Here is a 20,939-nt window from a genome sequence, read left to right on the forward strand (position 1 = left end):
CCGGACATTCTTGAGGGGTATTCGTCAGCCTTGTTCGGCAATTTCCGACAGGCCGAAGAAGCGCCGGGCGCAGGCCGTGGTATGGGCCGCCAGGTCGTCTTCCGTCTCGCCGCGATGCAGGGCGGTGACGCGCAACACCTCGGGGAGGAAGGCCGGCTCGTTCTGCCCGTGCTTCGGCTTGGGCCGCAGGCTGCGCGGCAGCAGGTAGGGGGCGTCGCTCTCCAGCATCAGGCGGCCGCGGGGGATCTCCCGCACCAGTTCCTGCAGGTGGGTGCCGCGGCGTTCGTCGCAGATCCAGCCGGTGATGCCGATGTGCAGGTCGAGATCGAGATAGTTGTAGAGCGTGCGCCGCTCGCCGGTGAAACAATGCACCACGGCGGCGGGCAACTGGTCGCGGAAGCCCTTGAGGATGGCCAGCAGGCGCTCGCCGGCGTCGCGCTCGTGGATGAACACCGGGCGCTGCAGCTCCACGGCCAGGGCCAACTGCTCCTCGAAGGCCTTTTCCTGTTGCGGTCGCGGCGAGAAATCCCGATTGAAGTCAAGGCCGCACTCGCCGACCGCGCGTACCCTGTCTTCCGCCAGCAGGCCCCGCAGGGTGGCGGCGCTGGCGCTGTTCCACTGCGAAGCATCGTGCGGGTGGACACCGGCGGTGCAGAACAGCCGCTGGCCGCTTTCGTCGCGTTCGCGGCACAGGCGCAGGGCGGCTTCGCTCTCGTCGAGGCTGGTGCCGGTCAGCACCATCTGCACCACGCCGGCGCCGATGGCCTGCTCGATGACCGCCGGCAACCGGTTGGCGAAAGTCGGATGAGTGAGGTTGACGCCAATGTCGATCAGTTGCATGGTTCACCGGGGTCTGAAGATGTTTGATCACGAACCGCGTTGCTGCGTCAAATGGCGCCAGGTTAGGCGCGGGACGCCGGGAATGGTGCCCCCTTGCCAAGTCCCGCAACGACGCATGGCGCCATTTGCCGCGCAACCCGAAGGGACGGGCCTGTTTTTGTGCGGTACGTCGTTGCTCGTCGTTTATTTGGAATGACCAAACCGCTCTCCTCGCGCCTAGTCCCGCACAAAAACAGGCGCCGTCGCGGTCGTGATCAAACATCTTCAGACCCCTGTGGATTCGGGCGGGCAGCATAGCAGAATCCCCTGTTTTCTTAAGAAAGTCTTAAAAAACAGCCTGTTGAATGCACTTGTGAAAGTGCTTCGGGAATTTTGGATTGGCATCAGTCTCTGCTTGTGAGACGCTCGCGCCCCTTTTTTCGGGGCCGGGAACTTGCGGAGGGCGCCGCTTTCTTAGGACCTCGTTTACGATCTCGCGAGCTAGAGCAGAACAAGGCAAAAACAGGCGAGGAAGCGCAGTTTAGATTTCTAAATGAGCATTACTCGCCTGTTTTTAACGCAGTTATGCCGACGCGCAGCAGATCGTAATCAGGTTCTCAGTGGACCGCCGGTGAATGACCAATCCTTGGAGACCTGGATGACGCGACTGCTGCTGCTCTCCCTCTGCCTGCTGGCACTGCTGCCGCAGCCGGCGGCCGCGCGCCTGACCAGCCAGCCGGACAACTGGCAGCGCGAGAGCGCCGACACCCGCGACCTGGCCAGCATCCGCAGCAGCGGCGTGCTGCGCGTGCTGGTCAACCAGAGCCGCAACAGCTCCGGCGAGATCAAGGGCGAGCCCATCGGCGTCGAGTACAACCGCCTGCGCGCCTTCGAGCAATACCTCAACGACAACGCCCCCGGGCGCAAGCCGCTCACCCTGAAGTTCATTCCCAAGGCCAAGGACCAGTTGCTGGCCGCGCTGCTGCGTGGCGAAGGCGACCTGGTCGCCCCCGGCGAGGTGCTGGTGGCCCGCGACGGCCAGGACGTCGCCGCCAGCCTGCCGTGGCGCCAGGATGTGCCGCTGGTGCTGGTCTCGCGCCAGGGCAACAAGCGCTACGCGCGCCTGGAACAACTGGCCGGCAAGCGTATCGCCCTGGCCCCCGGCAGCGCCGCCGGCGAGGCCATCGGGCAGGTCAACGAGCGCCTTGCGCAACGCCGCCTGGCGCCCATCGGCATCGACTGGGTGGACCCGTCCCTGGCGGTGGAAGACGTGCTGGAGATGGTCCAGGCCGGCATCTATCCCTGCACCGTGGTGGAACAGCCGATCGCCGAGCGCTGGGCCAAGGTGTTCAAGAAGATCCGCATCGACCGCCATCTGGTGCTCGACAACCGCCAGAACATGACCTGGTACGTGCGCCGCGACGCCTCCATGCTGCACGCCAGCGTCGACCGCTTCCTCAAGGACTACCACGCCCCGGCGGAGCAGGACGGCAACTTCCAGCGCCTGTACCGCCATGCCTACCAGGTGCGCAACCCGCTGGAGAAGGGCGACCGCAAGAAGCTCGAAGCGGTGCGCCCGACCCTGCAGCGCTTCGCCGAGCAGTACCGCCTCGACTGGCTGGCCCTGGCCGCGGTGGCCTACAAGGAATCCAACCTCACCCCCGGCGCCCGCGGCGCGTCCGGCGCCACCGGGCTGATGCAGGTCACCCCGGCGGCGGCGCGCAGCGTCGGGCTGCGCTCGGTGGAGGGCAAGGAGAACAACGTACAGGCCGCCAGCAAGTACCTGGCCATGCTGCGCCGCAGCTACTTCAATAGCCCGCGCATGGACGAGCACGAGCGCCTGGGCTTCATCCTCGCCGCCTACAACGTCGGCGCCGAGCGCGTCCAGGGCCTGCGCGCCCAGGCCCGCCGCCAGGGCCTGAACCCGGACCGCTGGTTCTTCCAGGTGGAGCGCGTGGCGGCCCAGGAAGTGGGCATGGGCGTGGTGAACTACGTCAGCAGCGTCAACAAGTACTATCTTGCCTATCAGCGGGAGCGTGATGGGTTGGAGTCCCGGCAGCGGGTAGCTTCCGTCCAGAAGTGATCGGTCGTTTCGATATTTTTTAGCGTGTTTTTGCGCTTTTTATATCGAATCGATGATCTATATTGCTGCTCAAGCAACGACGGTTGCCTCACCCACTTTCCTCTGCACAAGGATGCACCATGAACGCTCTCGTCAAATCCGTCCTGTCCACCAACGCCGGCGTCGGCCTGGCCGTGCTGCGCATCACCACCGGCCTGACCTTCATGGCCCACGGCTCGCAGAAACTCTTCGGCCTGTTCGGCGGCCCGGGCCTGTCGGGCATGGCCCAGTGGCTGGAATCCCTCGGCGTGACCCCCGGCTACCTGATGGCCACCCTGGCGGGCAGCGCGGAGTTCTTCGGCGGGCTGTTCCTGGTGCTCGGCCTGCTGGTGCGCCTGGCCAGCATCCCGCTGATCGTCGCCATGCTGGTGGCCGTGTTCAGCGTGCACATCGCCAACGGCTTCTTCATCACCAACAACGGCTTCGAATACGCCTTCACCCTGATCATGATCAGCGTGGCCCTGCTCATCAGCGGCGCCGGTCCCTTCTCGCTGGACCGCAAGCTCTCCAGCTGAGCGATCCCGCAGCCATGAAAAAGGCGGATGCCCAGCGGCATCCGCTTTTTTTATTTTCATTGTGCTTCAGCCCAGCAGGTGCTGCACGCCGCTGTTGATCAGGCCGCCGCCGACCAGCAGGAAGACGAACAGCCCGGCGCCCAGCAGCAGCGGTTTGGGGCCTTCGCGGCGCAGGTCGCCGAGGCGGGTGGCCAGGCCCAGGGCGGCCATGGCCATGCCCAGCAGCACGTCGTCCAGCTGTTGCAGCGGCGCCAGCCAGGCGTGCGGCACCAGGCCCAGCGAACGCAGGCCGGTGACCAGCAGGAAGGCCACGGCGAAGCCGGGGATGTGCAGGCGGCGCCGGCCTTCGCCGGCTGCCTCGTCGCTGGCGGCGAAACGCCCCAGGCAGAGCAGCGCCGGGGCCAGCAGCAGGACGCGGAGCATCTTGCTGATCAGCGCGGCGTCGGCTGCGGCCGGGTCCATGGCGCGGCCGGCGGCGACCACCTGGGCCACCTCGTGGATGGTCGAGCCGCTGAAGATGCCGAAGGCCTTGGCGCTGCCGAACAGGTTCGGCAGGTGGGCGAACAGCAGCGGGTGCAGGAGCATGGCCAGGGTGCCGAACAGCACCACGGTGGCCACCGCCACGGCGGTGTGCTCGGCGCGGGCGCGCAGCACCGGGCTGCTCGCCATGACCGCGGCGGCGCCGCAGATGGCGCTGCCGGCGCCGATCAGCAGGGCGCTCTCGCGCGGCAGCTTGAGCCAGCGCACGCCGACCCAGCCGGCGACCAGCAGGGTGCTGGTGACCATCAGCACATCGATCACCAGCGCCGCCGGGCCGAGGTCGGCGATGTCCTGGAAGGTCAGGCGCAGGCCGTAGAGCACCACGCCCAGGCGCAGCAGTTGCTGGCGCGACAGCTCGACGCCGGGGCGCAGGCCGCCGAAACGGGCCAGGCCGAGGTTGCCCAGCAGCAGGCCGAGGAGGATGGCCAGGGTCAGGCTGCCGAGGCCGAGATGGCTGATGGCGGGGATGCGCACCAGCAGGTTGGCGGCGCCGGCGATCAGCAGGCAGAGCAGGGCGCCGGGGACCAGGTAGGGCGTGCGGCGCAGGCGGGTAAGCATGACGGGCTCCTTGTGTAAGGTGCTGCCATGGTGCGCGGCGGGCGCTTAGTGTAAAAACGGATTGTTCTTATTGGATCAAACGGTTTTATCGATATGGGCCCGCGAATCACCCTGCGCCAGCTCGCCACCTTCACCGCCATCGCCGAGCACGGCAACGTGACCCAGGCGGCAGCGGCCATCGCGCTTTCGCAGTCGGCGGCCAGCCAGGCGCTGCAGGAACTGGAGCGCACCCTGCAGACGCGCCTGTTCGACCGCAGCGGCAAGCGCCTGGCGCTCAACGACAACGGTCGCGCCCTGTATCCCCGGGCCTGCGCCCTGCTGGCCCAGGGCGCCGAGCTGGAGACGCTGTTCCAGCACGCGCCGGTGCAGCTGGCCCTGGGCGCCAGCCGCAGCATCGGCGGCTACCTGCTGCCGCGGGTGATGGCCGGGTTTCTCGCCGAACTGCCGGACAGCCGCCTGCAACTGCAGGTGGCCAACAGCCGCGAGATCCTGGCCGCGCTCTGCGAGTTCCGCCTGGACGTGGCCTACATCGAGTCGCCCATCCAGCATCCCCAGGTGCAATTGTTGCCGTGGATCGAGGATGAGCTGTTGCTGGTCGCGGCGCCCGAGCATCCGCTGGCGCGGGCGGCGCAGGTGACCTTCGAGCAGTTGGCGGCGACACGCTGGATCCTCCGCGAGGCCGGCTCCGGCACCCGGGTGACCTTCGAGCAGCAGGTGCTGCCGCGCCTGGGCAGCCTGGCGGCGCCGCTGGAGGTGAGCAACGCCGAGGCGATCAAGCACCTGGTGGCCAGCGGGGCCGGCATCAGCTGCCTGTCGCGGCGGGTGGTGGCCGACGAGTTGGCCAGCGGCGAGCTGGTCGCCCTGGACAATCCCCTGGGGCCGCTGCGGCGCACCTTCTTCCGCGCCCTGCACGTGGACAAGTACCCGACCCAGGGGCTGCGCCGCTTCCTCGATTACGCCGAGGCGTGGGCCGTGCTCAATCGCTGAGCGCCCGTTCGCCGTCCAGGGGCCAGCGGCCGATGGCCCGGTAATGCACGCCGTGGGGGCCGTTCTCAGAGCTGTACAGCACCAGTTCGCGGGCTGGCCAGGCGAATTGCGCCTCGGCATCGGGCGCATGGCGGCAGTGACGGGCCAGGGTCAGGTGCGGGCGGAAGGGCCGCCGCTCGATCTCGAAACCGCTGACCTGCAGGGCATCTTGCAGGGTCTGGACCAGGCTGGGCAGCGCCGGCGGGATGGTCGTCGGCGCCAGGTGCAGGATGCCGTTGCGCCAGCGTTCCAGGCGATCCAGCAGCAGTTCGAAGGGTGTGCGCGGCAGGCTCGCGCCCAGGTCTAGCAACTCGGCCTTGCGGGCGCGCGGTACCGAGCCGAGGAAGGCCAGGGTGAGGTGCAGGTTGGCCGCCGCCACCGGCTGGCCGTCGATGGCCAGGCCGTCGCGCCAGGCGGCCAGGGGCGCGCGGATTTCCTCCGGACAGGGCAGGGCGAAGAACAGGCGCAGGGGTGGGGTGCTCATCGGGGCTCTCTCGTCGGCCGGAAGTCGCCTTGACAGTATCGCCGGGGCTTCTCTAGGATGCCGCACAGCGCCGATTTAAGTAGCAACTTGCGGGGCGCTGATGCCTCAGGGGCATCGAAATACCGCTAAAGCGCTGGTTCGGTGTGCCTCTCGCCGCGTCCAGCAGGACCCCAGAGGCGGAGACATGACACCATGACCTGTCCCAATCCCCAGGTGCGCCTGGCCCCCATCACTACCGGCCTGTTGCGGCGCAACCCGCGCATCCTCCTGTGCGGCCATCACCAGCCCACCCTGGTTCGCTACCTCGAAGGCTGGCCGAAGCGCTGGCAGGGCTCGCGCACCTTCCTCATCCAGTTCGCCGCCGACCTCGCGGAAATCGCCCGCTTCCCCCGCGACCATTTCGACTTCGCCGTGATCCAGTCGCCGCGTGCCGAGGAACTGCAGCCGCTGGTCCACGAGCTGACCCGCGTCGCCCGCCAGGGGCTGATCACCCGGCGGCCGCCGGTGTTCTGAGGCCGCGATAGCCGGAACCTCCGGCGCGATTCGCGGATGAGATCCGCTCCTACGCTGCCCCGCCCGCGCCATTCCCTTGTAGGAGCGTGCCTTGCGCGCGAAATTGCGGGCAGGCCTGCGGCCCCCTCACCCTAACCCTCTCCCGGAGGGAGAGGGGACCGTTCGGAGTACATGGGTGTTTCGGCGTTAGCCGGCTAGCTCAGGGATCGCCGGCTGAAACCAGGCCTCCTCTCGGCACGGCCTAGCTCCCTCTCCCTCCGGGAGAGGGCTGGGGTGAGGGGAAAGCCCGCGCGCCGATGTCATTCCCCTGTTGGAGCGCGCCCTGCGCGCGATTCGCGGGCAGGGCCCGCTCCTACAGTCTGCAATGAGGCACGGAGTTTCCCCATAGGAGCGGACTCCGTCTGCGATTGGCTTCCCCGGCCACGCCGGATGCCCCGGTGGCACGAACAGCCCCCTCTCCCGCTTGCGGGAGAGGGCTGGGGAGAGGGTGCTCTTAACCCCGACTGCCGGCGTTATCCGCCGAATCGCGGACGGAGTCCGCTCCTACGACCGTGCTTCCCTGCGCCCTACGGTGCTGGGCGCCAAACTCCGCTTTTGGTCGACAGGAAAATTATGCCGCGTTATCGATTCCGATAACTTTGCTTGCCTGGCTTTATCGGCGGGCAGCTATCGACCTGGCCAGGAGCCGCCTGCGCGATTGACCGAGGGAAAGAAAATGATCGAGGCCCAAGCGTTCAACAGCGTCTTCGATGCCATTGCAGACACCACCGCCGAGGCGGAAAAGCTGCGCCTGCGCGCGACCCTCCTGCAGGCGATCCAGAAGGAGGCGGCCAGTTGGGATGGCACTGACCGCAGCCGCGCCAAGCGTCTGGGTATCACTGCACCGCGCTATACCCTGCTCAAGCGCGGCCAGTTGGGTGAGTTCAGCCTGGATGCCCTGGTTGTGCTCGCCGTTCACGCCGGATTGTCCATCGGCCTGACCATAGAACATCAGGTGGCGTGATCGTCCCCGGTGAGCAAGTTGCGTAGGGCGTACAACCGTTCGCGGTTGTACGCCGCTTCACCTTCCTTGTCGGCAACTCCGTGGTTGAGCCGGGCGCGGTTTCGAGGGCGGCTCCGTGCTTGGCAGCGAGCGGGATGGGACCAAGGTCAAACGGCGGATAACGCGGAGCGTTATTCGCCCTACGTACCGTGCCCGCGCATCCCCTGGCGCCGAACCCTGTAGGAGCGAGCTTGCTCGCGAACAACCTCAGGCACGCGGCCCGTTCGCGAGCAAGCTCGCTCCTACGAAAAGACGCCGCTCCGTAGGATGGGTGGAGCGAAGCGATACCCATGCTGCCGTGCCATCGATGGGTATCGCTGCGCTCAACGCCATCCTACGAACAGGTCCGGTGTTCAGCGGGTGGGAACGGTGTTCAGCTGTGGCCATTGCCGGTAGGGCACCCAGAGCATGCCTTGCCAGTGCAGCACCGTCAGGGCCTGGGTGGGGCCGTGGAGGGTTTCGCGGCGGGGTTGGCGGGTGTCGTGGCGGTAGCTGTCGCGCAGGGCTGGGACCACCTCCTGGGTGATCCATTGGCGGATGCAGCGGTTTTCCGGGTGGAAGTAGTGGATCAGCGTGGCGTACACGGCGGATTCGCTGAGCAGCAGTTCGTCCTCGTAGTCGCCATTGCCGCCGCGCAACCAGGCGCGGCGGTACTGGTCGTCGTCCAGGTTGCGCTGCACGCGCTCTTCCAGCATCGGCACGCCCATCAGCCGGCCGAGGTCGCGGGTGCTGAACCAGCATTGGTCTTCCAGCAGCAGGGCTCGCAGCTGGCGCTTGTGGCGGGTGAACAGGGTGGGGATCAGGACCTCTTCAGACATGGCGCACCTCCGGGGAAGAGGGTAGGCAGAGTGAAGCGCCTTCGTGAAGGTAAAGAGAGAAAGGCATATCCATTTCCTCAATGGAGTACATCGCCACTTTCGGGAGCAGTTTTGCCGCTATGTGAAGCGTTTCTTAGGCGCTGGTGTATAGTAAAATTTAATGTTGTGCTTGGTATAAAGATGAGCGGAGGTGATTTCACTGCTCATCGGAATTTACTATTTTATTTGATTTACATCTAACAGCTTCAGTATGTTCTTGAATAGCTTTTGGGTCGCTATGGCGTCACCCAAGGCTGTATGTCTTAGCTTCGAGGGTGGGGTGACTCCGAAGTGATCAAATGCACCGTCAGAGGTGAGCGCTGAGTCCGGTATCTTTCCCTGCGAATTCAGTATATAAAGCAGTGTGTGCGTATCTACCGCGCGATGAGAAATGCCTGGTATCTCATCAAGATTGGCATCAAAAGCTAGTTTTTTTAAAAAAGAAATATCGAAGCCAATATTGTGGCCTATAAGAGTGATTTTTTTGTTGGAGAAGTTATTTTTTATGTATTGAGATAGGTTTCTAACGGCCTTCTCTGGAGAGATAGCGTTAATTTCCCACTCGCTGGAGAATTTCTTGAAATTATCCTTTGCATATTCGGACCAAATTATATTTTTTGACTTTATGTATGCATGGAAAGGTTCTATTTTATCGTCAAGCGGAACAAGTCCTATTTCCAGGACGCTGTGCTTGTTGGGGTTGATCCCACTAGTTTCTAGGTCAAGGATTGCTAGGTTTGTCATTTTCTTTCGTGTCGCTATTTTTGGGGAAATTTAAAACTGAGTATGCTTCGGTGACTACTGTGTTTCCGAACATTTTCCAATTGAACTCGTAGCCTCCCGAAAATCCCCACACTAGAAATATTGATACTGGAATTATGAGTATCTGTAGCGGGAGATTCGTATCAACTGTATGGCACGAAACCCTACTTAGGATAAAGGAAATTGCTAGTCCTGCCAAGTCTAACCAAAATAGAAAGGCGCTAGTTATCGTTATGGAGCGATGTAAAGTATATTTATTTTGATATGTTGATATTAGAGAGTTTGGAATGCTTCTAGCTATTAGATTTTTAGCTACAGGAAAGAATTGCTCCCAAGGAAGTACGTTATCTGATCTTGAAAGTTTTTTGCTTGATTGAATAAAAAGCTCTTCAAGTTTCTGATCGTATTTTTCTTTCGGGCGAGGTGGGCGTAGTATTAAAGAAAGTCCAATTCTTTTCCAAAACCAAATTTTTTCATCGGAATCTTTTGAGCTGTATCGAGAGAACCATTGTGTGATGTGCCCGAATACATACCAGCTGAGGAGTAGTGGTATTAAAGTTCCAAAGCCATTTTCAGTAAATGTAATTCCTATTATTTCTACAATTTTCTTGATTGTTAGAATTGGGAAGTTTGAGGAGATTAATATTGTTGGAATGTTTCCTAGGGATGCTAGCCATATCGCGAAGAAGAGAGTAATTATGGCACCAGGGATGATTATTCCAAATAGTTCATAGCTTAAGTTGGTTAGTTTTCCTATTAATTCACCCAATTAGTATGCTCCTTATAAAAAGCCCCGCACAAGGCGGGGCTTTTGTCTTTCTAATCACTGCCCCAAAATTCCATTTCGAGTATCAGCGTTTCTAATGGTCTTGACTTGCTGCTTTGCTACTACTTCCGTCAGTCCCAGCTCAGCGCGCCGCCGGTCTGGTACTCGATCACGCGGGTCTCGAAGAAGTTCTTTTCCTTCTTCAGGTCCATGATTTCGCTCATCCACGGGAACGGGTTGGTCGTGCCCGGGTATTCTTCCTTCAGGCCGATCTGGGTCAGGCGGCGGTTGGCGATGAATTTGAGGTAGTCCTCCATCATCGCCGCGTTCATGCCCAGGACGCCGCGCGGCATGGTGTCGCGGGCGTATTCGATTTCCAGCTGGGTGCCCTGCAGGATCATCTGCGTGGCTTCGTCCTTCATCTGGGCATCCCACAGGTGCGGGTTTTCGATCTTGATCTGGTTGATCACGTCGATGCCGAAGTTCAGGTGCATGGATTCGTCGCGCAGGATGTACTGGAACTGCTCGGCGGTGCCGGTCATCTTGTTGCGGCGGCCCATGGAGAGGATCTGGGTGAAGCCGCAGTAGAAGAAGATGCCTTCGAGCACGCAGTAGTAGGCGATCAGGTTGCGCAGGAACTGGCGGTCGGTTTCCGGGGTGCCGGTCTGGAACTGCGGGTCGGAGATCGAGCGGGTGTACTTCAGGCCCCAGGACGCCTTTTTCGCGACGCTCGGGATCTCGTGGTACATGTTGAAGATTTCGCCTTCGTCCATGCCCAGCGACTCGATGCAGTACTGGTAGGCGTGGGTGTGGATCGCCTCTTCGAAGGCCTGGCGCAGGATGTACTGGCGGCATTCGGGGTTGGTGATCAGGCGGTACACGGCCAGCACCAGGTTGTTCGCCACCAGGGAGTCGGCGGTGGAGAAGAAGCCGAGGTTGCGCATGACGATGCGGCGCTCGTCCTCGGACAGGCCGTCCTTGCTCTTCCACAGGGCAATGTCGGCGTTCATGTTCACTTCCTGCGGCATCCAGTGGTTGGCGCAACCATCCAGATACTTCTGCCAGGCCCAGTCGTACTTGAAGGGTACGAGCTGGTTGAGGTCGGCGCGGGCGTTGATCATCTGCTTGTCGCCGACCTGCACGCGGGCGGAGGCGCCTTCGAGGTCGTCCAGGCCTTCCTGGATGTCGAGGGCGTCGAGGGCCTGCTTGGCGCGGGCGACCGCGTCGGAGTCGCTGGCGGAGACGGCGCGGGCTTCTTCCACGGAGCCGGCGGCTTCGTCGTCCAGCTTGTCGGCGGCCTGGGCGGCGGCTTTGGCCACGGCCGGGGCGGCCTTGGCTTCGGTGGGGTCTTCTTTGTCGAATTCGTCCCAGCTCAGCATTGGTTCCTCTCCTGGTCTGGTTGCGTGATGGGGGGCACGCTAAAGCTTGCTTGGCTTCCCTTCTCTGGGTTCCCGCGTCCGCGGGAATGACGAGGGGAAGCTGTTATGTCTGGGGGAGGAGGGGACAAGAGCCCCTCTCCCTAGCCCTCTCCCTGAAGGGAGAGGGGATATCCGTGCTGCGTGGAAACGCGGCCCTCGGGCGAGGGCCGCTGCTTCCTTACTGGCAGGCTTCGCAGTCCGGGTTATCGATGCTGCAGGCTTGCGGCACCGGAGCCGGTTTCGGCTCGGCCGGGGCGGCTTGCAGGCCCTCGTCGATCACCGAGCTCACGGCGTTCAGCTTGCCGGTGTTGATGGTGGACTTCTCGGTGCTGGTGGCGGCCAGGGCGCGGAGGTAGTAGGTGGTTTTCAGGCCACGGTACCAGGCCATGCGGTAGGTCACGTCCAGCTTCTTGCCCGAGGCGCCGGCGATGTAGAGGTTCAGCGACTGGGCCTGGTCGATCCACTTCTGGCGGCGGCTGGCGGCGTCGACGATCCACTTGGTCTCCACTTCGAAGGCGGTGGCGTACAGGTCTTTCAGATCTTGCGGGATGCGCTCGATCTGCTGCACGGAGCCGTCGTAGTACTTCAGGTCGTTGACCATGACCGGGTCCCACAGGCCGCGGGCTTTGAGGTCGCGCACCAGGTAGGGGTTGATCACGGTGAACTCGCCGGAGAGGTTCGACTTCACGTAGAGGTTCTGGTAGGTCGGCTCGATGGACTGCGACACGCCGGTGATGTTGGCGATGGTCGCGGTCGGCGCGATGGCCATGATGTTCGAGTTGCGGATGCCTTTCTGTACGCGCTCGCGCACCGGGGCCCAGTCCAGGCTCTCGCTCTGGTCGACTTCGATGTACTTGGCGCCGCGGGCTTCGATCAGCAGCTTCTGCGAGTCGATCGGCAGGATGCCTTGCGACCACAGCGAGCCGGCGAAGGTCTCGTAGGCGCCGCGCTCCTCGGCCAGGTCGCAGGAGGCCTGGATGGCGAAGTAGCTGATGGCTTCCATGGACTTGTCGGCGAAGTCGATGGCGGCGTCGGAGCCGTAGGCGATGTGCTGCAGGTACAGGGCGTCCTGGAAGCCCATGATGCCCAGGCCCACCGGACGGTGCTTGAGGTTGGAGTTCTCCGCCTGGGGCACCGAGTAGTAGTTGATGTCGATGACGTTGTCGAGCATGCGGACCGCGGTCTTCACGGTGCGGCCGAGCTTCTCGACGTCCAGCTTGCCGTCGACGATGTGGTTGACCAGGTTCACCGAGCCCAGGTTGCAGACGGCGATCTCGTCCTTGTTGGTGTTCAGGGTGATCTCGGTGCACAGGTTCGAGCTGTGCACCACGCCCACGTGCTGCTGCGGGCTGCGCAGGTTGCACGGGTCCTTGAAGGTCAGCCACGGGTGGCCGGTCTCGAACAGCATGGAGAGCATCTTGCGCCACAGGTCCTTGGCCTGGACGACCTTGTGCAGCTTGAGCTTGCCGTACTGGGTCAGGGCTTCGTAGTACTCGTAGCGCTCTTCGAAGGCCTTGCCGTAGAGGTCGTGCAGGTCGGGGACGTCGGCCGGGGAGAACAGCGTCCAGGTGCCGTCTTCGAACACGCGCTTCATGAACAGGTCGGGAATCCAGTTCGCGGTGTTCATGTCGTGGGTGCGGCGGCGGTCGTCACCGGTGTTCTTGCGCAGCTCCAGGAACTCTTCGATGTCCAGGTGCCAGGTTTCCAGGTAGGCGCACACGGCGCCCTTGCGCTTGCCGCCCTGGTTCACGGCCACGGCGGTGTCGTTGACCACTTTCAGGAACGGGACCACGCCCTGGGACTTGCCGTTGGTGCCCTTGATGTAGGAGCCCAGCGCGCGCACCGGGGTCCAGTCGTTGCCCAGGCCGCCGGCGAATTTCGACAGCATGGCGTTGTCGTGGATGGCGCTGTAGATGCCCGACAGGTCGTCCGGCACGGTGGTCAGGTAGCAGCTGGACAGCTGCGGACGCAGGGTGCCGGCGTTGAACAGGGTGGGGGTCGACGACATGTAGTCGAAGGACGACAGCAGGTTGTAGAACTCGATCGCGCGTTCTTCCTTCTGCGGCTCTTCGATGGCCAGGCCCATGGCCACGCGCATGAAGAATACCTGCGGCAGTTCGAAGCGGATGCCGTCCTTGTGGATGAAGTAGCGGTCGTACAGGGTCTGCAGGCCCAGGTAGGTGAACTGCTGGTCGCGCTCGTGGTTCAGCGCGGCGCCCAGTTTGGCCAGGTCGTAGCCCTTGAGCTTGGAATCGAGCAGTTCGAACTCGACGCCTTTCTCGATGTAGGCCGGCAGGGCGCGGGCGTACAGCTCGGCCATTTCGTGATGGGTGGCGCTCTCGACCACGCCGAGGAAGCCCAGGGCTTCGGCGCGCAGGGTGTCCATCAGCAGGCGGGCGGTGACGTAGGAGTAGTTCGGCTCGCGTTCCACCAGGGTGCGGGCGGTCATCACCAGGGCGGTGTTGACGTCCTTCTCGGCCACGCCGTCGTAGAGGTTCTTCAGGGTTTCGCGTTCGATCAGCCCGCCATCGACTTCGGCCAGGCCTTCGCAGGCTTCGCGGATGATGGTCTGCAGGCGGCCCATGTCCAGCGGCTGGGTGCTGCCGTCGGCCTTGGTGATGCGGATGCTCGGGTGCGGCTGGGCGACTTCGCCGGCGGCGCTGGCGGTCTTGCGCTCGTTGGCGCGGGCTTCGCGGTAGATCACGTAGTCGCGGGCGACTTTCTGCTCGCCGGCGCGCATCAGGGCCAGTTCGACCTGGTCCTGGATTTCTTCGATGTGGATGGTGCCACCGGAGGGCATGCGGCGCTTGAAGGTCGCAGTGACCTGCTCGGTCAGGCGCGCGACGGTTTCATGGATGCGCGACGAGGCGGCAGCGGTGCCGCCTTCCACGGCGAGAAACGCCTTGGTGATGGCTACGGTGATCTTGTCATCGGTGTAGGGAACTACGGTGCCGTTGCGCTTGATCACGCGCAGCTGGCCGGGCGCGGTGGCGGCCAGATCCTGGGCGGATTCGGCTGCCTGCGGCGCTGCGGCCTGCGGGTTCTCGCGAGTGGTGTCGGTCTGCATGGGGGGTTGTCTCCACATTCTCTTAGTGGGTTCTGTCACTGGCGCCGGGGGCGCCGCTCCGGAAAAACAGCAATAAAGAGCGTGTGCGTCCGGCGGGGCCGGCCGCATGAAAACTTGCGTAACAGGGGAAGGGGACTCAAGCGCCTCCCTGGCCCAAGTCGGGTGTCCGGCTTTACGGGCCGGAACCACAATACCTAGTGGTGTTGACCGATCGGTTGCAACACCCGTACCGCATGGCCATCGACATCGATCACTCCTTTGCGGCCTACGCCGCGTCGGACTTCCGTACGCCTGGATGCAGCTGCTGGGGGAACCGGAGGAGCCGTGGAAAAGGCTCGCGACCTCATGCTTCTTCTTGTGTCCGGTTCCAGGTTGCGGACCCAACATGTAGGGGTTATCCGCAACGGGGATACAAGATAATGCGCTATGGGAGGCTTTGCAAGGCGGGAGGCTGGGGGAAACCTGTGGATAAATTGTGGGTGGCGTGTGCGTGATCGCGTAGGGATCGCGCCAGGCCGCACCGCTGCTGATTTTCACCGTTCGTCATGAGCGACTGACAGATTCAGGAGTTGGCCTGAGGCTGTCAGGGTGTGAACCCTACCACAATATCTTGTGGTCCTGCCCCATCGCGTTCCGCCCGTGCCATGGCGCGGCTTCCTGGCTACAATGCGGCACGTCCCGCCTGCCTCGCGGCGGTGCGCGGCGGACCCGTTCAGGTGCATTGGGAGGCGGTGTGGAGCAAGAGGCGCGAATCCTCATTGTCGAGGACGACCAGCGGTTGGCCGAGCTGACCCAGGACTATCTGGAAAGCAACGGCCTGAAGGTGGGCGTCGAGGCCGATGGTGCCCGCGCGGTGGACCGCGTGCTGGCGGAACGGCCGGACCTGGTGGTGCTGGACCTGATGCTGCCCGGCGAGGACGGCCTGTCGATCTGCCGGCGCCTGCGCCCGGACTACGACGGCCCGATCCTGATGCTCACCGCGCGCACCGACGACATGGACCAGATCCAGGGCCTGGAGATGGGCGCCGACGACTACGTGTGCAAGCCGGTGCGCCCGCGCCTGCTGCTGGCGCGCATCCGCGCCCTGCTGCGGCGCAGCGAGGGGCCGGACGAGGCGCCCGCGGCGGGCAGCAAGCGCCTGACCTTCGGCAAGCTGGTGATCGACAACGTGATGCGCGAGGCCTGGCTGGACGAGCAGACCATCGAGCTGACCAGCGCCGAGTTCGACCTGCTGTGGCTGCTGGCCGCCAACAGCGGGCGCATTCTCTCCCGCGAGGAGATCTTCAACTCCCTGCGCGGCATCGAATACGACGGCCAGGACCGCTCCATCGACGTGCGCATCTCGCGCATCCGCCCGAAGATCGGCGACGACCCCATGCACCCGCGGCTGATCAAGACGGTGCGCAGCAAGGGGTACCTGTTCGTTGGCGAGCAGTAGGGGGCTTGCGCTGATTCGCTGCCTGGCGTCGGGTTCGTGCGTTGCTGCGGCTGTTCATTGGGTTCCCGCGTGCGCGGGAATGACGGGGGTGGGTTCGGTGTTTCCCGCACCCTGCGCAGCAACCCCCCGGCATCCAGACTCCCCGGCGTCATTCCCGCGCACGCGGGAACCCAGCGACTTCACCCCGGCCCATGAACCCGGCACAGGGCTTCGCCGATGAAATCCATCTTCCTGCGCATCTACGGCGGCATGCTGCTGACCCTGGTGCTGGTCGCCGTCCTCGGCGTGCTGACCCTGCACCTGGTCAACGAGGTGCGCGGCGATCGCTACCGCGAGGAGCTGGCGCGCGGCACCTTCCGCCTGATGGCCGACGAGATGGCGGGCATGGAGGAGGTGGACCGCAAGCGCGCGCTGCTGCAGTGGAGCCGCCTGATGGGCATCCCGCTGAGCCTGCAGAAGCTCGACGCCCTGGGCATGGACGGCCGCGACCGCGCGCGGCTGATGAACGACCAGGTGCTGGTGGAGGCCGACGGGCCGCACCAGGTGCGCATCCATACCCAGGTCAGCCTGCAGGAGGGCCTGGTGCTCACCGGCGAGGTGGAGCAGGTCAGCGAGCAACTGGCGCGGGCCACCATCTATATGCTGATGGACGAGCTGCGCCGCTTCCCCGCCAGCGAGCAGCCCTACCACCTGGCGCGCATCGTGCGCGACAAGCGCTTCGGTTTCGACGTGCACCTGCTGCGCCTGAAGGAGATCGATCTGGACGACGACCAGAGCCGCCGGGTGGAGGAGGGCGACACCGTGCTGGCGCTAGGCAAGAACGGCGACTCCATCCGCGTGGTGGCCGGCATCGTCGACACGCCCTGGGTGCTGGAGCTGGGGCCGATCTACCAGATGAACCCCTATCCGCCGCAACTGCTGTTGCTGATCGCCGCCGTCGGCCTGTCGCTGATCGGTCTCACCCTGTACCTGCTGATCAGCCGCCTGGAGCAGCGCCTGCGCGGCCTGGAGTCGGCCGCCTCGCGCATCGCCCGCGGCAGCCTGGACACCCGGGTGGAGGAACGCGGCAGCGACTCGGTGGGGCGCCTGGCCGGCACCTTCAACCACATGGCCGAGCAGATCCAGCGCCTGATCAGCGTGCAGCGCGAGCTGGTCCGCGCGGTGTCCCACGAGCTGCGCACACCGGTGGCGCGGCTGCGCTTCGGCCTGGAGATGATCGAGTCCGCCGAGGACGACAAGACCCGGCGCAAGTACCTGGAGGGCATGGACGGCGACATCCAGGACCTCGACCAGTTGGTGGACGAGATGCTCACCTACGCGCGCCTGGAGCAGGGCTCGCCGGCGCTGACCTACCAGAGCGTGGAGCTGGGCGAGTTGGTGCGCCAGGTGGTGGCGGAGATCGCCCCGCTGCGCGGCGAGGTGCAGGTGACCTGCGAGGCCGGCGCGCTGGTGCCCTTCGACCAGGGTAGCTGGATCGAGGCCGAGCCACGCTACCTGCACCGCGCCCTGCAGAACCTGCTGAGCAACGCCATCCGCTACGCCGAGACGCGGGTGCGGGTGAGCTACCGGGTCAGCCTGGACCGCTGCCAGGTGGATGTCGAGGACGACGGCCCGGGCGTGCCGGAGGACCGCTGGGAGCGCCTGTTCACGCCATTCTTCCGCGTCGACGACAGCCGCACGCGGGTCACCGGCGGGCACGGCCTGGGGCTGTCCATCGTGCGGCGGATCATCCGCTGGCACGGCGGCCGGGTGTCCATCGCCCGCAGCCAGGCCCTGGGCGGCGCCTGCTTCACCCTGGCCTGGCCGCGGCGCCAGGCGCCCAAGGAATAGCCCGCGGCGGGTGAGGGTGGACGTTCTGCAGATTTATATTATATGTTTTCATATATTGTAATTTCGTAGAGCGTACCCATGCCCGCCACCCCAGCCATCGACCTGCAACGCCTGCGCCGCTCCGCCGACCAGGCCGGGCGCCTGCTCAAGGCCCTGGGCAACCCCGACCGCCTGTTGCTGCTGTGCATGCTGTCCCAGGAGGAGCTGCACGTCGGCGCCCTGGAGGAGCGGGTGGGCGTCGGCCAGCCGACGCTGTCCCAGCAACTGGGCGTGCTGCGCCGCGAAGGTCTGGTGGCGACGCGCAAGGAGGGCAAGCAGGTGTACTACCGCATCAGCAGCCCGCAGGCGCTGGCGGTGATCCAGACTCTCTACCGATTGTTCTGCGCAGAGGATGCCGAATGAACATCGACTGGAATGCCTTCACCCCCTGGAGCGCCCTGGCCGGCGGCGCGCTGATCGGCCTTTCCGCCGGCCTGTTCGCCCTGCTCAACGGCCGCGTGGCCGGCATCAGCGGGTTGCTCGGCGGCCTGCTGGCCAGGGGCGGCGTCGGCGGCGAGCGCCTGGCGTTCCTCCTCGGGCTGCTGCTGGCGCCGCTGTTGTGGCTGGCCTTCGGTCCGCTGCCGGCGCTGCACTTCGACAGCGCCTGGCCAGCGCTGCTGCTGGCCGGGCTGCTGGTGGGGCTGGGCAGCCGCTATGGCGCCGGCTGCACCAGCGGCCATGGCGTGTGCGGCCTGGCGCGGCTGTCGCCGCGGTCGCTGCTGGCCACGCTGTGCTTCATGGCCAGCGGCTTCGCCACCGTCTTCTGCATCCGCCACCTGCTGGGAGCCTGAGCATGGCCCGCCTGAGCGCTTTCCTCTGCGGCCTGCTGTTCGGCCTCGGCCTGCTGCTGGCCGGCATGGCCGACCCGGCCAAGGTGCTGGCCTTCCTTGACCCGGCCGGGGCCTGGGACCCGTCCCTGGCGCTGGTGATGGTCGGCGCCATCCTCACCGCCTTGCCGTTCTTCGGCCTGGCCCGCGGCAAGGCGCACGGCCTGCTCGGCGGCGCCATGCAGTTGCCGACGCGGCGCGACCTGGACCGCCGCCTGGTGCTGGGCAGCCTGGTGTTCGGCGTTGGCTGGGGCATCGCCGGCATCTGCCCGGGGCCGGCGCTGGTCGGCCTGGGCGCCGGCCACTGGCAGGCAGCGCTGTTCGTGCTGGGGATGCTGGCCGGCATGGCGGCGTTCGAATGGCAGCAGCGGCGCAAGGGCGCGGGGACATGAAGCCGTGCCTTAGACGCAGCGCCGCCCGCCGCCTACGCTACCCGGAGATTCCCCTGCGAACCGAGGCCCCATGTCCGACCTGAACGACCCCCGCGTCTTCTTCGCCGCCGAGCGCACCCTGCTGGCCTGGAACCGTACCGCCCTGGCGCTGATCGCCTTCGGCTTCGTGGTGGAGCGCACCGGCCTGCTGCTGCGCCTGATGCACGCCGGCCTGGAGACCGCGGCGGCGCTGCGCATGTCGTTCTGGGTGGGGCTGGGCTTCATCCTGCTCGGCTGCGTGGCCGCCTGCAGCTCGGCGCTGCAGTACCGCAACGTGGTGCGCGGGCTGAAGCCGGTGGAGATTCCCGAGGGCTACCGGGTCAACGCCGGGCCCTGGCTCAACCTGACGGTGGCCGGCCTGGGCCTGCTGCTGACGCTGTACCTGGCGTTGTAGCCTTGCGGAAAAATTGACCTTCAGGTCAATAAATGCAGAATGCTGGCGTGCCCATCGGCACCGACGCCCGTGGCCAAGCCCATGGCGTTGCCCTTAATGGGTATTGCTGCGGCGCGGGTATCGTTATGTAATTTTTGATATAACGATTCTCCGGCAGCGGGCCCCGGACAGACCGGGGCCCTCCAGCGTCGCGCCGTGGCATCCGTCAGGAAGGAACACCGAGAATCACATGGGAAGCCTTGATCACCGCCGTGGCCTTGACGCCGGCCGCCAGCCCCAGTTCGGCGACGGCGTCGCGGGTGACCACCGCCACCACTTCGCTGCCACCGCCAAGGTCCAGCACCACCTCGGCGTTCACCGCGCCGTCGGCCACCGACTTCACCGTGCCGGCCAGGCAGTTGCGCGCCGACAGGCGAATGCCCTCGGCATCGGTCATCAGCATCACCCAGGGCGCCTTGACCAGCGCCACCACGTCCTTGCCCTGGGCCAGGCCGAGGCTCTTCACGCTTTCCTCGGTGACGATGGCCACCAGGTCGTTGCCGCCGGGCAGTTGCACCACCACCTCGGCATTCACCGCGCCGTTGCGCAGTTGCTTGACCGTGCCGCGGAACACATTGCGCGCGCTGACTTTCATGTCTTTCTCTCCTTGGATCCAGTGAGGTCAGGAAGGTATAGCAGAGCCGGCGGGCCCTTCGAAGCAGAACGACAGCCAACCACTGGAGCACATCGATGAAACAGACATTCGCCCGCCTTTCCCTGGCCCTGGCGGCCTGCCTGGCCACCCACGCGGCGCTGGCCGACGAGGTGCAGGTCGCGGTCGCGGCCAACTTCACCGCGCCCATCCAGGCCATCGCCAAGGACTTCGAGAAGGACACCGGGCACAAGCTGGTGGCCTCCTTCGGCGCCACCGGGCAGTTCTACGCGCAGATCAAGAACGGCGCGCCCTTCGAGGTGTTCCTCGCCGCCGACGACAGCACCCCGGCCAAGCTGGAGCAGGAGAAGGCGGTGGTCCCCGGCTCGCGCTTCACCTACGCCATCGGCAAGCTGGCGCTGTGGTCGCCGAAGGACGGCTACGTCGATGCCAAGGGCGAGGTCCTGAAGCAAGGCGGCTTCCAGCACCTGTCCATCGCCAACCCGAAGACCGCGCCCTACGGCCTGGCCGCCACCCAGGTGCTGGACAAGCTCGGCCTGAAGGACAAGCTGACCGGCAAGATCGTCGAGGGCCAGAATATCGGCCAGGCCTACCAGTTCGTGTCCAGCGGCAATGCCGAACTGGGCTTCGTGGCGTTGTCGCAGATCTACAAGGATGGCAAGGTGACGGCCGGTTCGGCCTGGATCGTCCCGGCCGACCTCTATGAGCCGATCCGCCAGGACGCGGTCATCCTCGAAAAAGGCAAGGACAACGCCGCGGCCAAGGCCCTGGTGGACTACCTGAAGGGGCCGAAGGCGGCAGCGGTGATCAAGGCCTACGGCTACGAGCTGTAAACAGGG

21 protein-coding genes are annotated in these 20,939 nt (G+C 64.7%); 12 read left to right on the plus strand and 9 right to left on the minus strand.

What is annotated here, in order from left to right; genetic code table 11:
- Nucleotides 1-24: 24 nt before the first annotated feature.
- Entirely contained in the window at nt 25-840 is an 816-nt protein-coding gene (locus ACTWJ5_RS09785) for a TatD family hydrolase (protein WP_301500689.1), read from the minus strand.
- 637 nt (nt 841-1,477) lie between these two features.
- Between ACTWJ5_RS09785 and ACTWJ5_RS09790 the strand changes: the two genes are divergently transcribed.
- A complete protein-coding gene (locus ACTWJ5_RS09790) occupies nt 1,478-2,902 on the plus strand; it encodes a transglycosylase SLT domain-containing protein (protein WP_444438347.1) in 1,425 nt (474 codons plus the stop codon).
- 119 nt (nt 2,903-3,021) lie between these two features.
- A complete protein-coding gene (locus tag ACTWJ5_RS09795; protein ID WP_116424826.1) occupies nt 3,022-3,456 on the plus strand; it encodes a DoxX family protein in 435 nt (144 codons plus the stop codon).
- Nucleotides 3,457-3,522: 66 nt separating this feature from the next.
- Here the strand turns inward: ACTWJ5_RS09795 and ACTWJ5_RS09800 are convergent, their stop codons facing one another.
- Nucleotides 3,523-4,554: a YeiH family protein gene (locus tag ACTWJ5_RS09800; RefSeq protein ID WP_444438349.1), complete on the minus strand. Its 1,032-nt coding sequence runs from the start codon at nt 4,552-4,554 to the stop codon at nt 3,523-3,525.
- 93 nt (nt 4,555-4,647) lie between these two features.
- On the opposite strand from ACTWJ5_RS09800, the gene ACTWJ5_RS09805 reads away from it, so the two are divergent.
- Nucleotides 4,648-5,541 carry a LysR family transcriptional regulator gene (locus ACTWJ5_RS09805; protein WP_253409934.1) on the plus strand — a complete coding sequence of 298 codons (894 nt, stop codon included), beginning with the start codon at nt 4,648-4,650 and terminating at the stop codon, nt 5,539-5,541.
- Here ACTWJ5_RS09805 and thpR read toward each other — a convergent pair.
- Nucleotides 5,531-6,064, minus strand: coding sequence for an RNA 2',3'-cyclic phosphodiesterase (gene thpR, locus ACTWJ5_RS09810; protein ID WP_444438351.1), 534 nt, complete (start codon nt 6,062-6,064; stop codon nt 5,531-5,533). The two genes, ACTWJ5_RS09805 and thpR, sit on opposite strands and share 11 nt — an antisense overlap.
- 192 nt (nt 6,065-6,256) lie before the next feature.
- Between thpR and ACTWJ5_RS09815 the strand changes: the two genes are divergently transcribed.
- Both ACTWJ5_RS09815 and ACTWJ5_RS09820 read left to right on the plus strand, forming a co-directional pair.
- On the plus strand, nt 6,257-6,577 hold the full coding sequence (locus ACTWJ5_RS09815; protein WP_009621564.1) for a hypothetical protein: 321 nt from the start codon (nt 6,257-6,259) through the stop codon (nt 6,575-6,577).
- A gap of 715 nt (nt 6,578-7,292) precedes the next feature.
- Nucleotides 7,293-7,580 carry a helix-turn-helix domain-containing protein gene (locus ACTWJ5_RS09820; protein WP_074979744.1) on the plus strand — a complete coding sequence of 96 codons (288 nt, stop codon included), beginning with the start codon at nt 7,293-7,295 and terminating at the stop codon, nt 7,578-7,580.
- 392 nt (nt 7,581-7,972) lie between these two features.
- Here ACTWJ5_RS09820 and ACTWJ5_RS09825 read toward each other — a convergent pair whose 3' ends face one another.
- The 5 genes from ACTWJ5_RS09825 to ACTWJ5_RS09845 form a co-directional block, all read right to left on the minus strand.
- A complete protein-coding gene (locus tag ACTWJ5_RS09825; RefSeq protein ID WP_444438353.1) occupies nt 7,973-8,437 on the minus strand; it encodes a BRO-N domain-containing protein in 465 nt (154 codons plus the stop codon).
- 216 nt (nt 8,438-8,653) lie between these two features.
- Entirely contained in the window at nt 8,654-9,220 is a 567-nt protein-coding gene (locus ACTWJ5_RS09830) for a 3'-5' exonuclease (protein WP_444438355.1), read from the minus strand.
- Nucleotides 9,198-10,007 (minus strand): hypothetical protein, encoded by an 810-nt coding sequence (locus ACTWJ5_RS09835; RefSeq protein WP_444438357.1) that lies wholly within the window; start codon nt 10,005-10,007, stop codon nt 9,198-9,200. The genes ACTWJ5_RS09830 and ACTWJ5_RS09835 overlap by 23 nt, the downstream gene beginning before the upstream one ends.
- A gap of 128 nt (nt 10,008-10,135) precedes the next feature.
- Entirely contained in the window at nt 10,136-11,383 is a 1,248-nt protein-coding gene (locus ACTWJ5_RS09840) for a ribonucleotide-diphosphate reductase subunit beta (protein ID WP_074979739.1), read from the minus strand.
- A 217-nt stretch (nt 11,384-11,600) separates the two neighbouring features.
- Nucleotides 11,601-14,489, minus strand: a complete 2,889-nt coding sequence (locus ACTWJ5_RS09845) for a ribonucleoside-diphosphate reductase subunit alpha (protein WP_249919317.1) — start codon at nt 14,487-14,489, stop codon at nt 11,601-11,603.
- 733 nt (nt 14,490-15,222) lie between these two features.
- On the opposite strand from ACTWJ5_RS09845, the gene ACTWJ5_RS09850 reads away from it, so the two are divergent.
- The 6 genes from ACTWJ5_RS09850 (at nt 15,223) to ACTWJ5_RS09875 (ending at nt 19,448) form a co-directional block, all read left to right on the plus strand.
- Complete coding sequence (locus tag ACTWJ5_RS09850) at nt 15,223-15,927, plus strand: response regulator (protein ID WP_444438360.1); 705 nt, start codon at nt 15,223-15,225, stop codon at nt 15,925-15,927.
- 216 nt (nt 15,928-16,143) lie between these two features.
- Entirely contained in the window at nt 16,144-17,757 is a 1,614-nt protein-coding gene (locus tag ACTWJ5_RS09855) for an ATP-binding protein (RefSeq protein WP_301502508.1), read from the plus strand.
- A 78-nt stretch (nt 17,758-17,835) separates the two neighbouring features.
- Nucleotides 17,836-18,159 carry an ArsR/SmtB family transcription factor gene (locus tag ACTWJ5_RS09860; protein WP_444438362.1) on the plus strand — a complete coding sequence of 108 codons (324 nt, stop codon included), beginning with the start codon at nt 17,836-17,838 and terminating at the stop codon, nt 18,157-18,159.
- Nucleotides 18,156-18,587 carry a YeeE/YedE family protein gene (locus ACTWJ5_RS09865; RefSeq protein WP_116424768.1) on the plus strand — a complete coding sequence of 144 codons (432 nt, stop codon included), beginning with the start codon at nt 18,156-18,158 and terminating at the stop codon, nt 18,585-18,587. The genes ACTWJ5_RS09860 and ACTWJ5_RS09865 overlap by 4 nt, the downstream gene beginning before the upstream one ends.
- 2 nt (nt 18,588-18,589) lie before the next feature.
- A complete protein-coding gene (locus ACTWJ5_RS09870; protein ID WP_256514773.1) occupies nt 18,590-19,015 on the plus strand; it encodes a DUF6691 family protein in 426 nt (141 codons plus the stop codon).
- 70 nt (nt 19,016-19,085) lie between these two features.
- The gene (locus ACTWJ5_RS09875) at nt 19,086-19,448 is read left to right on the plus strand and encodes a YidH family protein (RefSeq protein ID WP_009621770.1); all 363 of its coding nucleotides are present in this window, start codon (nt 19,086-19,088) and stop codon (nt 19,446-19,448) included.
- Between the two features lie 205 nt (nt 19,449-19,653).
- Here ACTWJ5_RS09875 and ACTWJ5_RS09880 read toward each other — a convergent pair whose 3' ends face one another.
- Nucleotides 19,654-20,082 carry a TOBE domain-containing protein gene (locus ACTWJ5_RS09880; RefSeq protein ID WP_043270708.1) on the minus strand — a complete coding sequence of 143 codons (429 nt, stop codon included), beginning with the start codon at nt 20,080-20,082 and terminating at the stop codon, nt 19,654-19,656.
- Between the two features lie 95 nt (nt 20,083-20,177).
- On the opposite strand from ACTWJ5_RS09880, the gene modA reads away from it, so the two are divergent.
- Complete coding sequence (gene modA, locus ACTWJ5_RS09885) at nt 20,178-20,933, plus strand: molybdate ABC transporter substrate-binding protein (RefSeq protein WP_301502514.1); 756 nt, start codon at nt 20,178-20,180, stop codon at nt 20,931-20,933.
- The last annotated feature ends 6 nt before the right edge of the window (nt 20,934-20,939 follow it).

Source organism: Pseudomonas sp. A6, from assembly GCF_052367875.1.
GTDB lineage: Bacteria > Pseudomonadota > Gammaproteobacteria > Pseudomonadales > Pseudomonadaceae > Pseudomonas > Pseudomonas citronellolis.

Bases quoted from the DNA above. Each gene is read 5' to 3' on its own strand.
- ACTWJ5_RS09785 (WP_301500689.1), bottom strand. From the start codon at position 840: ATGCAACTGATCGACATTGGCGTCAACCTCACTCATCCGACTTTCGCC.
- ACTWJ5_RS09790 (WP_444438347.1), top strand. From the start codon at position 1,478: ATGACGCGACTGCTGCTGCTCTCCCTCTGCCTGCTGGCACTGCTGCCG.
- ACTWJ5_RS09795 (WP_116424826.1), top strand. From the start codon at position 3,022: ATGAACGCTCTCGTCAAATCCGTCCTGTCCACCAACGCCGGCGTCGGC.
- ACTWJ5_RS09800 (WP_444438349.1), bottom strand. From the start codon at position 4,554: ATGCTTACCCGCCTGCGCCGCACGCCCTACCTGGTCCCCGGCGCCCTG.
- ACTWJ5_RS09805 (WP_253409934.1), top strand. From the start codon at position 4,648: ATGGGCCCGCGAATCACCCTGCGCCAGCTCGCCACCTTCACCGCCATC.
- thpR (WP_444438351.1), bottom strand. From the start codon at position 6,064: ATGAGCACCCCACCCCTGCGCCTGTTCTTCGCCCTGCCCTGTCCGGAG.
- ACTWJ5_RS09815 (WP_009621564.1), top strand. From the start codon at position 6,257: ATGACCTGTCCCAATCCCCAGGTGCGCCTGGCCCCCATCACTACCGGC.
- ACTWJ5_RS09820 (WP_074979744.1), top strand. From the start codon at position 7,293: ATGATCGAGGCCCAAGCGTTCAACAGCGTCTTCGATGCCATTGCAGAC.
- ACTWJ5_RS09825 (WP_444438353.1), bottom strand. From the start codon at position 8,437: ATGTCTGAAGAGGTCCTGATCCCCACCCTGTTCACCCGCCACAAGCGC.
- ACTWJ5_RS09830 (WP_444438355.1), bottom strand. From the start codon at position 9,220: ATGACAAACCTAGCAATCCTTGACCTAGAAACTAGTGGGATCAACCCC.
- ACTWJ5_RS09840 (WP_074979739.1), bottom strand. From the start codon at position 11,383: ATGCTGAGCTGGGACGAATTCGACAAAGAAGACCCCACCGAAGCCAAG.
- ACTWJ5_RS09845 (WP_249919317.1), bottom strand. From the start codon at position 14,489: ATGCAGACCGACACCACTCGCGAGAACCCGCAGGCCGCAGCGCCGCAG.
- ACTWJ5_RS09855 (WP_301502508.1), top strand. From the start codon at position 16,144: ATGAAATCCATCTTCCTGCGCATCTACGGCGGCATGCTGCTGACCCTG.
- ACTWJ5_RS09860 (WP_444438362.1), top strand. From the start codon at position 17,836: ATGCCCGCCACCCCAGCCATCGACCTGCAACGCCTGCGCCGCTCCGCC.
- ACTWJ5_RS09865 (WP_116424768.1), top strand. From the start codon at position 18,156: ATGAACATCGACTGGAATGCCTTCACCCCCTGGAGCGCCCTGGCCGGC.
- ACTWJ5_RS09870 (WP_256514773.1), top strand. From the start codon at position 18,590: ATGGCCCGCCTGAGCGCTTTCCTCTGCGGCCTGCTGTTCGGCCTCGGC.
- ACTWJ5_RS09875 (WP_009621770.1), top strand. From the start codon at position 19,086: ATGTCCGACCTGAACGACCCCCGCGTCTTCTTCGCCGCCGAGCGCACC.
- ACTWJ5_RS09880 (WP_043270708.1), bottom strand. From the start codon at position 20,082: ATGAAAGTCAGCGCGCGCAATGTGTTCCGCGGCACGGTCAAGCAACTG.
- modA (WP_301502514.1), top strand. From the start codon at position 20,178: ATGAAACAGACATTCGCCCGCCTTTCCCTGGCCCTGGCGGCCTGCCTG.